Genomic DNA, 14,826 nt, shown 5'->3' on the forward strand with positions numbered 1-14,826 from the left:
TGGCGGAACGGTCGGCTCCTCACGGGGTGGGACCACATCGCGAACCGGACAGAAGGGAATCAGGTGCCCGAGGCACCCACTATCTCGGTTGCCGTAGCGGCAACTGCGGAACAACACGACGACGGTTCCACTTCGGAGGGATCCTCTATCGAGCCGGGAGAGAGACCCGGCGACTCAGATTCCGGCAACCACGTGCATTCCGGCGGCGCGATGCTCCTGTCCCAGCTTCGACGGTCCCGGCTCAGGCGGAGCTGACGCGTGGCACTTCTTCTGACCATCGTCAGCCTGCTCGGTTTCGTCGCTCTGACGGCCGGGACCGCACTGTTCGTTGCGGCCGAGTTCTCTCTGACCGCTCTCGAACGCAGTGCGGTCGAGTCACAGGCCGACAACGGCGACCTGCGCTCACGCCAGGTATTGCACGCTCACAAGACACTGTCGTTTCAGCTGTCCGGTGCCCAACTCGGCATCACCATCACGACACTGATCACCGGTTACCTGGCCGAACCCGTGCTGGCCGGCTTCATTCGGCCGCTGGCCGACGCGCTGGGCGCATCCGAGACCCTCTCCGCAGGCATCTCGCTCGCGGTGGCGCTGATCCTGGCCACGTCGTTCTCGATGATCTTCGGTGAGCTGGTTCCCAAGAACATCGCCATTGCGAAACCGATGTCGACCGCTCGTGTCACCGCCGGTGCAATGGCCGGGTTCTCACTGGTCTTCAAATGGGCCATCAACGGGCTCAACGGCTCGGCGAACTGGCTGGTACGCCGGCTCGGGATCGAACCGGCGGAAGAACTGAGATCCGCGCGATCGCCGCAGGAACTGGGTTCGCTGGTCCGCACGTCGGCGCGGCAGGGATCGATCGACGAGAACACCGCCCGACTGGTCGATCGATCGTTGCAGTTCGGTGATCGCACGGCCGAGGAACTGATGACGCCACGAGTCAAGATCGAAACGCTCGCCACCGACGCCACGGTGGCCGATTTGATCGAAACGGCGGCGCGGACCGGCTTCTCGCGCTTTCCGGTGGTCGACGGCGATCTGGACGACACCATCGGCGTCGTTCACATCAAGCATGCGTTCACCGTCGCCGGAGCGCACCGTCGCTCGACGACGGTCGAGTCCCTGGCACGCGACGTTCCTGTCGTACCGTCCAGCCTCGACGGCGACGCGGTGATGGAACGGGTACGCGCCGACGGTATGCAGGTCGCGCTCGTCGTCGACGAGTACGGCGGCACCGCGGGCATGGTCACGATGGAGGATCTGATCGAGGAGATCGTCGGTGACGTGCGCGACGAACACGACGAGCCGGAGCTTGACGTCTCCAGGTCGGGCGACGGATGGGATTGCGCAGGCCTGCTGCGTATCGACGAGGTCGCGTCGGCCACGGGGTATTCCGCGCCGGAGGGCGAGTACGAAACCATCGGCGGTCTGGTACTGACCGAGTTGGGTCGCATTCCGACCGAGGGGGACGCAGTTCTGTTGCCTCCCCCGGCCAACGAGGATCCGCTCGAACGAGACGGCGGTTGGGTGGCACGGGTGATTCGTATGGACGGCCGCCGCATCGACCGGGTGGTGCTCCTGCCCGTCGACGCGGCAGCGGTGGCTCGGATGAGATCGGACGGTGAGATCGGTGGGTAATTTCCTCGGAGTCGGTCTCGCTGTTCTGCTGCTCGCCGGCAACGCATTCTTCGTCGGCGCCGAGTTCGCACTGATCTCGGCTCGGCGGGATCGCCTCGAAGCTCTGCTCGCGCAAGGCAAGAAGCGCGCCCAGAGCGTGATCGAGGCCGGTCAGAACCTGTCGCAGATGCTCGCCGCCGCACAGCTCGGCATCACGATCTGCTCGATCCTTCTCGGTCGCGTGGCGGAGCCCGCGGTGGCACACCTGATCGAGGTTCCGCTCGAGGCAGTCGGCATTCCCGAGTCCTTCCTGCATCCGATCGCCTTCGCCATCGCGCTGACGCTCGTGGTCGTGCTGCACATTCTCGTCGGCGAGATGGTGCCCAAGAACATCGCCATCGCGGGCCCGGAGAGCACCGCCATGATTCTGGTGCCCATCCATCTGCTGTTCATCAAGGTGGCGCTGCCGCTGATCTCGTTCTACAACATGTGCGCCAACCTCACCCTTCGACTGCTGCGGATCGAACCCAAGGACGAGCTGAGTTCGTCGGTGTCGGCGGTCGAGTTGTCGCAGATGATCGGCGAATCACGATCCGAGGGATTGATCGACGCCGAGGAGCATCGACGATTGCGGCAGGCGCTCGAGACGTCCGGCCGAACGGTGGGTGAGGTTCTGATTCCCTCGCACCAGGTTCGCAGTATCGAGTTGTCCGGTCCCGATCACACCCTCGGACCCACCCTGGGCTCGGTCGAACGAGCCGTCATCGAAACGGGATTCTCGCGCTATCCGGTTCGCGACGCCTCGGGTGCACTTGTGGGCTACCTGCACCTCAAGGACGTACTCGACGACATGGCCGACGAGTCGGCAGGACCGGACACGGTCATTCCCCGCACTGAAGTGCGAGCACTGCCGGTGGTCTCCATCGACACGGTGCTCGACGACGCGTTGACCAAGTTGCGTCGGGCCAGCAGCCACCTCGGTGCCGTGCACGACGCGACCGGTGCCACGGTCGGTATCGTCGCGCTCGAGGACCTGGTCGAGGAGTTCGTCGGTACGGTTCGGGACGGCACACACCGGGTGGCCGGTCCCCGTCCGGGTCAATCGTCGTCCAACTTCAAGCCTGCGACCACTCCCCCACGGAACGCGTGAATGCCCAATTCGACGTTGGTGAGCGAAGGGCAGTGGACCGCTCGTCGTGCTGCGCATACGGCGCGGGTGGAGAACCTCGTCGGTGATTATCTGACCGACCGGGGCCACGGCGGCGTCCATCCGGTGCTCGATTTTCTGTTCACCTACTACAGTCACCGCCCGGGTCAGCTACGCCGATGGAATCCAGGTCACGGCGTCGTACTCACCGGCGATCGTGCGCGTGACTACGCGGAGTTCGCGTCCTACGAGCAGGTGGACACCGCCGACGGCCCGGGTTTTCGGGTGCGGTCGGATCTGGTCGAGCGTCGACGATCGAGCATCGAATTCACCCTCGGCCTGCTCTCCGCCACCCGAGACAGGCCGCCGGTGCTCGGATGTTTCGGACTGCACGAGTGGGCGATGGTTTACCGCGGGGGAACGTCGGCGCAGCGTCACGAGCAGGTGCCACTGCGTCTGGGACACGACGGAACCGATGCCGTGGTCGATTCGATGACGTTGCGGTGCACTCACTACGACGCCTTCCGCTTCTTCACTCCCGATGCTGCGCCGCGCAATGCTCTTACGCTGTCGGCGGAGTCGCGTCTGACATCCGAGCAACCCGGGTGCATTCACGCCTCGATGGATCTGTACAAGTGGTGCTACAAGCTGGGACCGCTGATCGATTCCGAGTTTCTCACCGACTGCTTCGAGCTGGCTCTGCACGCGCGAACGATCGACATGCGCGCGAGCCCGTACGACCTGAGTGACTACGATCTCGAACCCATTCGAATAGAGACCGCGGCCGGACGAGCGGAATATGTGCGCGCGCAGGGAGAGTTGTCGAGCGAAGCGGCACCTCTGCGCTCGGCGTTGATCGCTCGATGCCAGAATTTACTGATCGGCGGCGAGTTCGGCGTCGGACCTACCGCCGAGTAACATCGACAGCGTTGTCGTGGGGACACCGGTCACCGGTGTCCATGACCGGAAAGAGTGAGGAATTCATGACCGATCGTGTGCAGGCTGGTGGACTTCAGGTCGCCAAGGTCCTATTCGATTTCGTCGAGAAGGAGGCGCTGCCGGGTACCGAAGTGGATTCGGATGCCTTCTGGACCGGTGCCGCGTCGCTGATCGCCGATCTCGCTCCCAAGAACAAGTCGTTGCTCGCTGTCCGCGACGAGATCCAGGGCAAGGTCGACGCCTGGCACGGTGAGCACGCGGGGCCGAACTACGACCGCGCCGCGTACAAGGCATTCCTGAAGGAGATCGGCTACCTGCTCGACGAGCCGGCCGACTTCCAGATCAGCACCTCCGGTGTCGACACCGAGATCACCACCACGGCCGGACCGCAGCTCGTCGTGCCGGTGCTCAATGCCCGGTTCGCGATCAACGCGTCCAACGCACGGTGGGGCTCGCTGTACGACGCTCTCTACGGAACCGATGCCATTCCCGAGACCGACGGTGCCGAGAAGGGCACCAGCTACAACAGGGTCCGCGGCGACAAGGTCATCGCCTTCGCGCGGGACTTCCTCGACGAAGCGTTGCCCCTGAGTTCCGGTTCGCACGTCGGTACCACCGGATACGTCGTCGACGCAGCGTCTCTGACGGTGACTCTCGCCGACGGAAGCACCGTCGGGCTGAAGGATCCGTCACAGCTGCTCGGCTACCAGGGCACCCCGGATGCGCCGTCGGCGATCCTGTTCGTCCACAACGGCTTGCACTTCGAGATCCAGATCGACCCCGAGAGCCCGATCGGCAAGACCGACGGCGCGGGAGTCAAGGACGTTCTGCTCGAGTCCGCTGTCACCACCATCATGGACTTCGAGGACTCCGTCGCTGCAGTCGATGCGGACGACAAGGTCCTCGGCTACCGCAACTGGCTCGGTCTGATGAAGGGCGACTTGACCGAGGAAGTCTCCAAGGGTGGCAAGAGCTTCACTCGTGCGATGAACAAGGACCGCACCTACACCTCGGTCGACGGTTCGGAACTGACACTGCACGGTCGCTCGCTGCTGTTCGTCCGCAACGTCGGTCACCTGATGACTTCGGATGCGATCCTCGATGCCGACGGCAACGAGGTGCCCGAGGGAATTCTCGACGCGCTGTTCACCTCGCTGGCCGGTATGCACTCGCTGACCTCGGACAACGTGCTGTCCAACTCACGCACCGGTTCGCTGTACATCGTCAAGCCCAAGATGCACGGACCGGACGAGGTCGCGTTCACCGCGGAGCTGTTCGGCCGTGTCGAGCAGGTCCTCGGCCTTCCGACCAACACACTCAAGGTCGGCATCATGGACGAGGAACGCCGCACGACGGTCAACCTCAAATCGTGCATCCAGGCCGCATCCGAGCGGGTCGTGTTCATCAACACCGGCTTCCTCGACCGCACCGGCGACGAGATCCACACCTCGATGGAGGCGGGTCCCGTCGTACGCAAGGGCGCGATGAAGGGCGAGAAGTGGATCGCGGCCTACGAGGACTTCAACGTCGACACCGGTCTGGCTGCAGGCCTCGAAGGCAAGGCGCAGATCGGTAAGGGCATGTGGGCCATGCCCGATCTGATGCACGACATGCTCGAGCAGAAGATCGGCCACCCCAAGGCCGGAGCCAACACCGCGTGGGTTCCCTCACCTACCGCTGCGACCTTGCATGCCCTGCACTATCACAAGGTCGATGTTTTCGCCCGCCAGCACGAGATCGCACAGGCCAAGCGGGCCAGCGTCGACGACATTCTCGAAATTCCTCTCGCGCCGTCCACGGACTGGACCGACGAGGAGAAGCAGAACGAGCTCGACAACAACTCGCAATCGATCCTGGGCTACGTGGTGCGGTGGATCGACCACGGCGTCGGCTGCTCGAAGGTGCCCGACATCAACGACATCGCACTCATGGAAGACCGTGCAACGCTGCGTATTTCGAGTCAGTTCATCGCGAACTGGCTGCGCCACGGCATCGTCACCGAAGACCAGGTGCGCGAGTCGCTGAAGCGGATGGCACCGGTGGTGGACCGCCAGAACGAAGCCGATCCGACGTACAAGCCGTTGGCTCCCGACTTCGACACCAACATCGCCTTCCAGGCTGCCAGTGACCTGATCTTCCAGGGCACCAGCCAGCCCAACGGCTACACCGAGCCGATCCTGCATCGTCGCCGACGGGAGTACAAGGCCGTCAACGCCTGACGGACTTGTCGATCACGTGGGTGAACATCGGAACACAGGGCGCGGGCGTTCGATAGCCGCCGGACCCGTGATCGTCGTGATCACGATCGCGGTGCTGGTCGCGGCCGTCTTCGGATGGTTTCAACTGCGGGATCGTATATTCGACCAAGGGGTCGAAGCTGCCGACACATGTGTGGAGGGATCGGCGGTGCTCACTGTCGCCGCCGATCCCGACATCTCCGGACCCGTCGAACAACTGGCTTCCCGGTTCAACGACACCGCACCGGTGGTGCGAGATCACTGTGTGACGGTGCGGGTTCGAGCTACCGCCTCCGATGCTGTGCGGACGGCATTGAACGCCGGTATCGACAACTGGGACGTCGGCGCACTCGGTGCTCGGCCGGGCCTGTGGATACCTCGATCGTCGGGTGACGTGGAGGCCGTGACCGACCGCGGGGCAGTCGACGGCACCCCGCGGCCACTGGCGTCGAGTCCGGTAGTGCTCGCAGTGCCGTCTGCCGTGGCCGACGCTCTGGCCACGGCAAGTTGGGCCGACCTGGTCCGCCTGCAACGTGATCCGCAGGCATTCGGCCTCGGCGAGTGGGGCGCACTCCGTCTCGCACTACCGACCGGATCCGATTCCGGCGCAACCACACTGGCGCTCGCCGCAATCGCTGCCGGGATACGCGAAGATCCGACCAGCGAATTGACCCTGGAACAGGCCTCGTCCAGAGAAGTGGTCTCGGCCGTGTCGGAGCTGGCCGTCACCGACACCGGAGCCTCCGCGACGTCCGAATCCACCACCTACGACGCGCTCGCGGCACTGGAGAACGCGCCCGGCTCCGATGCCCCCGTCCACGCGGTCCCGGTCACCGAGCAGCAACTGGCATCGACCGATTCGTCGACGTTGACCGCCGTCGAACCTCAGGGCCCCACTCCCGTTGCCGATCATCCCGCGGCCGTACTCTCCGGCGACGAGACATCGACTCGGGCGGCCGCCGCGTTCGTCGATTTCGTCCGGCAGCCGGACGGTGCGCAATTGCTCACGGATGCGGGCTTCGGCGTCGGCGAGACCCAGGACGCCGATGCCCTCGCTGCTCCTTCCGGATCGGTGGCCGACGCACTGCTGGCCGTGCTGCGAAGCCCGGTCCTGCCGCGCCGCGCCACGGTGCTGCTCGACGTATCCGAGTCGATGGGCACGTCCGAAGGCAGCGCGACTCGGCTGCAGAACACGGTTCGCGCTCTCGGCGAGCAGTTCCAGCGAGTGCCCGACGCCACCGAGCTGGGGCTGTGGAGCTTCGGCGAGGATCTGGACAATTCACTCCCCTTCCGGGTCGACGTTCCGACCGGGCCGATGTCGGCTGCGATCGGGCCGACGTCCAGGCGGGCTGCTCTGGAATCCAGCGCGGCCGCGTCGACGCCCGCGGGTGCGTCGTTCACGTTCGCATCCGTGCTGGTCGCGTACGCCGATGCTGTGGCCGGATACGTTCCGGGCCGGGTGAATTCGGTGGTCCTCGTCACCGATGGACCGGACGATTCGCCCATGTCCCCCGAGGAACTGCTCACCGACCTGAACTCGGTGTCCGATGCCGCGCGTCCGGTCGCAGTGAACGTGGTGATGATCGGCGACAACCCCGACGCGACTGCGTTCACCGACATCGCGGCCCGTACCGGCGGCACTGCCACGACCGTACCGACGTCCGATTCACCGGAATTCATCGATCTACTCGGAAAGTTGCTGTACTAGAACATGTCTCGTGTAATTTTTGTCTGCGTTTTTCTACTCCTCATCACCCTGTTCCTGCACTGGCGGTTTCTCTCCTTGACCAGGATGCCGACACGTCCCAAACGAGCTGTCGATGCTGCACTGGCACTGCTGTGGCTGGGTGCGGTGATCGGTTTCGGCAGCGGCGTGGAGTTCGATCCGTCCTGGGCACGAGGACCCGCCTTCGTCGGCCTCAGTTGGCTCGCCGTGGTGCTGTACCTGTTCCTGGGAACGATTCTGGTGGCCGTGGTCTGCACCGTCGTGAGAGTGGTGTTCGCGGCTCGTAAACGCGATTCGTCCGCTGTTCGACTGCGGGTGTCGCGGATCGGATCGGCGGCGGTGGCACTCGTCAGCGTGGTTGCAGTGGGGTATGGACTCGTCGAGGCGGCAACTCCGCGTGCGACGAACACCGACGTAGCACTCGACCGGCTACCGACCGAATTCGACGGAGTCCGAGTGGCGTTGGTGTCGGATCTGCACGCCGGTCCCTCCCGCGGCGCGGATTTCGTTCGTGAGGTCGTCGATTCGATCAACGCCCAGAATCCAGATGTCGTGCTGCTCGACGGCGATCTCATCGACGGCACGGTTGCTCTGGTGGGAGCAGATCTCGAGCCGCTCCGCGACCTCGACGCCCCGCTCGGCGTGTTCGCCGTCAGCGGCAACCACGAGTTCTACGCGGGCGACGGCGGCGAATGGCTCGACTTCTGGTCGACGCTCGGCATCGACGTTCTGCGCAACGAACGCGCGACGATCACTCGTGGCGACGCTGCAATCGATATCGCCGGCATCAACGACGCCACCGCACCGGCCCCGTACGAACCCGATCTCGCCGCGGCATTGGACGGGATCGATCCCGATCGATTCGTACTACTGATGGCACACCAGCCGTTGCAGGCAGTGGAGGCATCGGACTTCGGAGTCGACATGCAGGTGTCCGGGCACACGCACGGGGGTCAGATCTGGCCGATCCGTTATCTGGTGCCGCTACAGCAGCCCAGTGTCGAAGGGCTGGACACGATCGGCAACACCACGCTGTACACCACCCGCGGCGCGGGTGCGTGGGGTCCACCGGTCCGCGTCGCCGCTCCGCCCGAGATCGCGATGCTCGAGCTCACCCGGGGCTGAAGCCTCCGACGCGAAGACGACAGAGCCCGCCACGTCGACGTGGCGGGCTCTGTTCTCGGCTCAGGCGAACGCCTCGGTCGGTGGGCACGAGCACACCAGATTGCGATCACCGTGGGCACCGTCGATGCGACGCACCGCGGGCCACACCTTGGGACGGTCGTAGCCCGCCGGGTAGGCAGCGAGTTCCCGTGAGTACGGGTGATCCCACTCGGCAACCAGACTCCGAGCGGTGTGCGGTGCACCTCGAAGAGGATTGTCCTCGACCGTCCATTCGCCCGATCCGACGCGATCGATCTCTCCCCTGATGGCGATCATCGCATCGCAGAACGCGTCGATCTCCTCGAGATTCTCGCTCTCGGTCGGCTCGACCATCAGCGTTCCCGGCACCGGGAAGCTCATCGTGGGCGCGTGGAAGCCGTAGTCCGCCAACCTTTTCGCAACGTCGTCGACGGTGACTCCGGTGTCCTTGGTCAGGCCTCGCAGATCGAGGATGCACTCGTGGGCAACCATGCCGTTGTCGCCGGTGTACAGCACCGGGAAGTACTCGTCGAGGCGACGGGCGATGTAGTTGGCAGACGCGATCGCCGTCAACGTCGCCTGCCGCAGCCCCGTCGCACCCATCATCGCGATGTAGGCCCACGTGATCGTGAGAATCGAGGCACTGCCGTAGGGGGCACCGGACACCGTCGGTCCCGAACCGAGCTGCGGGGCCAGTGGGTGACCCGGCAGGTACGGCTGCAGGTGCGACCGCACACCGATGGGTCCGACCCCGGGCCCGCCACCTCCGTGCGGGATGCAGAATGTCTTGTGCAGGTTCAGGTGGCTGACGTCGCCGCCGAATCGGCCGGGGCGTGCCAGCCCGACGAGAGCGTTGAGGTTGGCACCGTCGACGTACACCTGACCGCCCGCGTCGTGGACCGCTGCACAGATCTCGGAGATCTCGTGCTCGTACACGCCGTGGGTTGACGGATAGGTGATCATGATCGCGGCCAGGGTGTCGGAGTGCTCGGCGATCTTGGCGCGCAGGTCGTCGACGTCGACGTCGCCGTTGGGCCGGCAGGCCACGACCACCACGCGCATGCCCACCATCACCGCCGAGGCTGCGTTGGTTCCGTGGGCGCTCGACGGGATCAGGCACACGGTGCGCTCGGCATCACCGTTGCCGAGGTGGTAGCGACGAATGGCGAGCAGACCCGCGTACTCGCCTTGACTTCCCGCGTTGGGCTGCAGGCTGACCGCGTCGTAGCCGGTGATGTCCACCAGCCACCGTTCCAGGTCGGCGATCACCCGCAGCAGTCCGGGCACGTCCGAGGACGGGGCGAAGGGGTGCTGACGGGCGAACTGCGGCCAGGTGATGGACTCCATCTCCGCGGTCGCGTTCAGCTTCATCGTGCACGAGCCCAGCGGAATCATGCTGCGATCGAGCGCAATGTCCTTGTCGGACAACGCACGCAGATAGCGCAGCATGGCGGTCTCGGTGCGGTACCGGGTGAAGGCCGGGTGCGTGAGGTACTCCGAGGTGCGAGTCGTGTTCGCGGGCAACGACACGGCCCCGGAACCGGCGGGTTCTGCACCGAACGCGGCGAGCGCGTTCGCGATGTGCTCGGGCGTCGTCGCCTCGTCGCACGCGACGGCCACGTGGTCGGCGTCGACCAGCCGCAGATTGATGCCACGCTGCTTGGCACCGTCGACGACGGCCTGAGCGCCACCCGGGATGGCAGCGAGGACGGTGTCGAAGAATTCCGTGTGCACCACGTCGATACCCGCTGCCCGCAGACCTGCCGCCACGGTTCGAGCATGCGTATTCACCCGAGTTGCTATGGCCCGCAGTCCGTCTGCGCCGTGGTAGCTGGCGTACATCGCAGCGACGATGGCCAGCAGGACCTGAGCGGTACAGATGTTGGAGGTGGCCTTCTCGCGGCGGATGTGCTGCTCGCGGGTCTGCAGCGCCAGTCGGTAGGCGCTGTGACCGTCCGCATCGAGCGAGACCCCGACCAGACGGCCGGGTAGCTGACGGGAATGACCGGATCGCACTGCGAGGTAGCCGGCGTGCGGTCCGCCGTATCCCATCGGAACGCCGAATCGCTGGGTGGTTCCGAAGCAGACGTCCGCACCGATCTCACCGGGCGGAGTCACCACGGTGGCAGCGAGCAGGTCCACTCCCACGGCAACCAGCGCGCCGCGCTCGTGCGCGGCCTCGATGATCGCCGTGTGATCGACCAGACGGCCCGACGCTCCGGGCAGCTGGGCCAGGACACCGAAGAATTCTCCGTCGGGGAGGCCGTCGGTCAGATCGGCGTAGACCAGTTCGATCCCCAACGGCTCGGCGCGAGTGGCCAATACGGCCACGGTCTGCGGGAAGATGTCGGAATCGACCAGTAGTCGAGGCGACTTCGATGCCCTGTTCGCGCGACGCATCAAGGTCATGGATTCGGCGGCCGCCGTCGACTCGTCGAGCATCGATGCATTCGCCACGTCCATGCCGGTGAGGTCGGCAACCATGGTCTGGAAGTTCAGCAGCGCTTCGAGTCGCCCCTGGCTGATTTCGGGCTGATACGGCGTGTACGCGGTGTACCAGGCCGGGTTCTCCAGAATGCCCCGGGTCAGCACCGGCGGGGTCAGCGTGTCGTAGTAGCCGAGGCCGATCATCGACGTCGCCACGGTGTTCTGCCCGGCGAGGTCGGCCAGTGCGGCAAGCACCTCGTGCTCGCTCAGCGCAGGCGGAAGCATCGCCAAGCCGTCGGGAACGCCGTCGACCACGGTGTCGAGGATCGAGGACGGAACGGCCTTGCGGGCCAGCTCGTCGAGCGAGGCGACGCCGATCGTGTCGAGGATGCGAACCAACTCGGTCAGGTCCGGGCCGATGTGACGGTCCACGAAAGTGTGTGCGGGCGAAGCGGTTCGGTCGGTCACGATGTGCTCCCAGGTGCCGGAAAGACGAGGCGTCGGACGACCGAGGCATACGCTCCGGCCGCTCCTCCCCCTCTGTCGTGTGCCCGCTGACGCGTGCGCCTGAGAGATTCGGTCGGACACGGCGCGCCACTTCGGCGCGCCGGCACCTTTCCCCTTGGGCGGGTGGGTGCTCCCACCACTTTCCAGAGTTGTCGAAGCCCACACGGTCCGTGTGCCTGAGAGATTGACGGGGAGGTATTGCTCCTTCGGCGTCCGAGACTGGATGCCTCGGAACTCTCCCGCGCGGGCGCGACGGGGAAAGTCTAGCCGGTCTTGCGGCTCGCGCGATTCTTGCGTCGCGAGGCCAACTCGTCCTCGGGGCTCGGCTGGCTTTCACCGCCGTCGGCACGTTCGGCCGGGAAGTCGGCGATGGTGCCGGTGAGCTCGCGCATTGCACCGTTCACGGCGATGCCGAACACGCCCTGCCCGCCTTGGAGCAGGTCGACAACTTCTTCTGCCGAGGTGCACTCGTAGACGGTGGTGCCGTCGGAGAACAGCGTGATGTTGGCGAGATCGCCCACGCCACGCTGGCGCAGGTGATCGACTGCGACTCGGATGTTCTGCAGCGAGATACCGGTATCGAGCAGCCGCTTGACGATCTTGAGGACCAGCATGTCCTTGAACGAGTACAGCCGCTGGCTTCCCGAACCCGCTGCGCCGCGGATCGACGGGACGACGAGCCCGGTGCGGGCCCAGTAATCGAGCTGACGGTAGGTGATGCCGGCGATCTGGCAGGCACTCGGCACGCGGTAGCCCACGAGTTCGTCGGGCACGGAGTCGTCCGGGAACAATCCCGGCTGAATGTCCTGGGGCGCTTCGATTCGGGCGCTCGACGCCTGTTCGGGGGTGTCGACCCGAGCATCGGCACCGACCGGCGTGTCCTCGGTCCGGCCTGCGGCTTCGGAACCTCGACTGCCGTGATGCTGCTGCGGCTGATCTCCCACTGACTGCTCCCTCTCGGATGTCTCACTGCGTTCGGATCGAGTCAGTACTGCGATCCGTCCGAGACACTGGAAAATGTCTCGGTGTACTCGCGTGAAGTCATACCGTGTACCAGGCCAGAGTACGCCTCGACAGGTGTCGAAGAGGCGTGAACTGCACCGGATCGGTCCAGCGGCGGCGATGAACTTCACTGGCACGAACGTTATGGGGACGATCGTGCAGATTCAACGCAACGCGCCGTAAACCTGAACCTAAAGTTGAGGTTGAGACTCTTCTGTTACCCGTCGGTGGCTTTGAAGTCGTCCGGAGAGACCGATTCGAGGAACTCCTTGAACTTCTCGACCTCGTCCTCGCGCTCGTCGGGCATGATCAACCCGGCTTCGGCGAGCACAGGCTCCTCGGCGAAGATCGGCACCCCGGCCCGAAGAGCGATGGCAACGGAATCCGACGGCCGAGCGGAGACTCTGATGTCCTTGTCGAACACGAGATCGGCGTAGAAGGTGCCCTCCTGCAGATCGACGATGCGCACCTCCTTGAGCTGGTGCCCCAGTGCCGAGATCAGATTCTTGACGAGATCGTGGGTGAGTGGCCGAGCGGGTTGCACACCCTGCTGCTCCAAAGCAATTGCAGCAGCCTCGGTTTGACCGATCCAGATCGGGAGGTACCGGTCGCCGTCGGCCTCGCGCAACAGCAACACGGGCTGGTTCTGCGGCTGTTCGACACGAATACCGACCACACGCATCTCACTCATCGTGTCTGCCTCTCACCTCGAGAAATCCGGGCTGCACTGACAACTGGCTCAGCTCGTCGCTGCCGAGTCTATTGGAATTCGAAACGACGCGAGCGAGCGTCACCGATCGAGTGCACCGCGCACCGCCGCTTTGACCAGGCAGGTGTGCAAGGTCAAGGACAGTGCGGCCAACTCGCGAATCATTTCTTCTGCGCGATCGCGCGCACCGGCGTCTCGTCCCTTGGCAACGGGTCCGGCGATCTGCGCGACCAGGCCGGCTTCGCGGTCCGCCGCGAGCTTGAAGGCGCGGAGGTGGCGCACTTCGAGACCGAACTGCAACATCGCGTGCGCCGTTCGGGCGAGCGTCACGGCTCCGTCGTCGTAGAAACCGGCCTGCCCGGGGGTGATCAGACCGGCTCGCAGCAGCTCGGTGAGAAACGCATCGTCGATCCCCGCCTGAGCGAGTAGATCCGCTTTGGCGATACGAACCTCACGATCGGGCAGGAACTCCTCTGGGGACACCTCACCCGCGGCAACCGTGAGCGACCGCGGACGCTTGACCGACGCATCGGCCCGCTCCACGGTGGCGACCCCGTGGTCGATGGCTTCGAGTTGTTCCTTGATCACCTTGAGCGGCAGGTACTGATCGCGCTGCGCGGTCAGCACGAAACGCAGACGCTCGCAATCCGCGATGGAGAACCGCCGGTACCCCGACGGTGTGCGCTCCGGCGAGATCAGCCCCTCGGCTTCGAGGAATCTGATCTTCGAGATGGTGACATCAGGAAAGTCGGGCCGAAGTCGATCGAGGACGGAGCCAATCGACATCCCCCCGTTGGACTGCTGCCCGACGGCGGTCACTGGCTTCCTGCACCCGCAGACGCGTCGCCGACCTGAGATCCGTTGCCGCCCCGCGGTCCGGTGAGGAACACCAGGCGGAACTTGCCGATCTGGACCTCGTCGCCGTTGGCCAGCACAGCGGAGTCGACCGGCTCGCGGTTGACGTAAGTGCCGTTCAGGCTGCCGACGTCGACGACCTGGAAGTCGTCCTCGTCCTGCCGGAACTCTGCGTGCCGACGGCTGACGGTGACATCGTCGAGGAAGATGTCACTGTCGGGATGCCGACCGGCCGAGGTGGTCGGCTGGTCGAGCAGGAACCGCGATCCGGCGTTCGGTCCTCGCTTGACGACGAGCAGTGCGGCACCGACAGGCAACCCCTCGACACCCGATACCGGAGCTTCGGTGCTCTGGGCGGCCGCGGAGTTGTCCAGCTCCTGCAGGAAATCTGCACGGAAGACCGAGGTGGTCTCTGCCGGTGACTCCCCGTAGTTGCTGTCGTTGTCGTTCTGGCTCACCGTTACTCCTTCTCAGTCCGTTCACCCGGGGCAGAGAACGCCGCGGGTAACGCAGTACA

General features: G+C 65.1%; 11 protein-coding genes and 1 riboswitch. Of the genes, 6 read left to right on the plus strand and 5 right to left on the minus strand.

Annotated elements, in window-relative coordinates:
* Positions 1-258: 258 nt before the first annotated feature.
* From R3P93_RS20970 to R3P93_RS20995, 6 genes are all read left to right on the plus strand, one after another.
* Complete coding sequence (locus R3P93_RS20970; protein ID WP_317533975.1) at positions 259-1,638, plus strand: hemolysin family protein; 1,380 nt, start codon at positions 259-261, stop codon at positions 1,636-1,638.
* Positions 1,631-2,767 (plus strand): hemolysin family protein, encoded by a 1,137-nt coding sequence (locus tag R3P93_RS20975; protein ID WP_317533976.1) that lies wholly within the window; start codon positions 1,631-1,633, stop codon positions 2,765-2,767. The genes R3P93_RS20970 and R3P93_RS20975 overlap by 8 nt, the downstream gene beginning before the upstream one ends.
* Entirely contained in the window at positions 2,768-3,682 is a 915-nt protein-coding gene (locus R3P93_RS20980; RefSeq protein WP_068047392.1) for a 3-methyladenine DNA glycosylase, read from the plus strand. It begins immediately after the preceding gene.
* Positions 3,683-3,747: 65 nt separating this feature from the next.
* Positions 3,748-5,922, plus strand: coding sequence for a malate synthase G (locus tag R3P93_RS20985; RefSeq protein ID WP_317533977.1), 2,175 nt, complete (start codon positions 3,748-3,750; stop codon positions 5,920-5,922).
* A 67-nt stretch (positions 5,923-5,989) separates the two neighbouring features.
* Positions 5,990-7,648 (plus strand): substrate-binding and VWA domain-containing protein, encoded by a 1,659-nt coding sequence (locus R3P93_RS20990; protein ID WP_255183150.1) that lies wholly within the window; start codon positions 5,990-5,992, stop codon positions 7,646-7,648.
* 3 nt (positions 7,649-7,651) lie between these two features.
* The gene (locus R3P93_RS20995; RefSeq protein ID WP_317533978.1) at positions 7,652-8,791 is read left to right on the plus strand and encodes a metallophosphoesterase; all 1,140 of its coding nucleotides are present in this window, start codon (positions 7,652-7,654) and stop codon (positions 8,789-8,791) included.
* A 60-nt stretch (positions 8,792-8,851) separates the two neighbouring features.
* Here R3P93_RS20995 and gcvP read toward each other — a convergent pair whose 3' ends face one another.
* The 5 genes from gcvP to odhI form a co-directional block, all read right to left on the minus strand.
* Positions 8,852-11,704 carry an aminomethyl-transferring glycine dehydrogenase gene (gene gcvP / locus R3P93_RS21000; protein ID WP_317533979.1) on the minus strand — a complete coding sequence of 951 codons (2,853 nt, stop codon included), beginning with the start codon at positions 11,702-11,704 and terminating at the stop codon, positions 8,852-8,854.
* A 193-nt stretch (positions 11,705-11,897) separates the two neighbouring features.
* Positions 11,898-11,995, minus strand: a riboswitch (glycine riboswitch).
* An 11-nt stretch (positions 11,996-12,006) separates the two neighbouring features.
* Positions 12,007-12,564: a MerR family transcriptional regulator gene (locus R3P93_RS21005; RefSeq protein WP_052047548.1), complete on the minus strand. Its 558-nt coding sequence runs from the start codon at positions 12,562-12,564 to the stop codon at positions 12,007-12,009.
* Between the two features lie 398 nt (positions 12,565-12,962).
* Complete coding sequence (locus R3P93_RS21010) at positions 12,963-13,436, minus strand: bifunctional nuclease family protein (protein WP_037189246.1); 474 nt, start codon at positions 13,434-13,436, stop codon at positions 12,963-12,965.
* A gap of 99 nt (positions 13,437-13,535) precedes the next feature.
* Positions 13,536-14,273, minus strand: coding sequence for a transcriptional regulator FtsR (gene ftsR, locus R3P93_RS21015; protein WP_037189245.1), 738 nt, complete (start codon positions 14,271-14,273; stop codon positions 13,536-13,538).
* On the minus strand, positions 14,270-14,767 hold the full coding sequence (gene odhI, locus R3P93_RS21020) for an oxoglutarate dehydrogenase inhibitor Odhl (RefSeq protein WP_032377955.1): 498 nt from the start codon (positions 14,765-14,767) through the stop codon (positions 14,270-14,272). Before odhI ends, ftsR begins: the two co-directional genes overlap by 4 nt.
* Positions 14,768-14,826: the final 59 nt, after the last annotated feature.

The sequence above is a fragment of the Rhodococcus cerastii genome, assembly GCF_033042195.1.
In the GTDB taxonomy this organism is placed as follows: domain Bacteria; phylum Actinomycetota; class Actinomycetes; order Mycobacteriales; family Mycobacteriaceae; genus Rhodococcoides.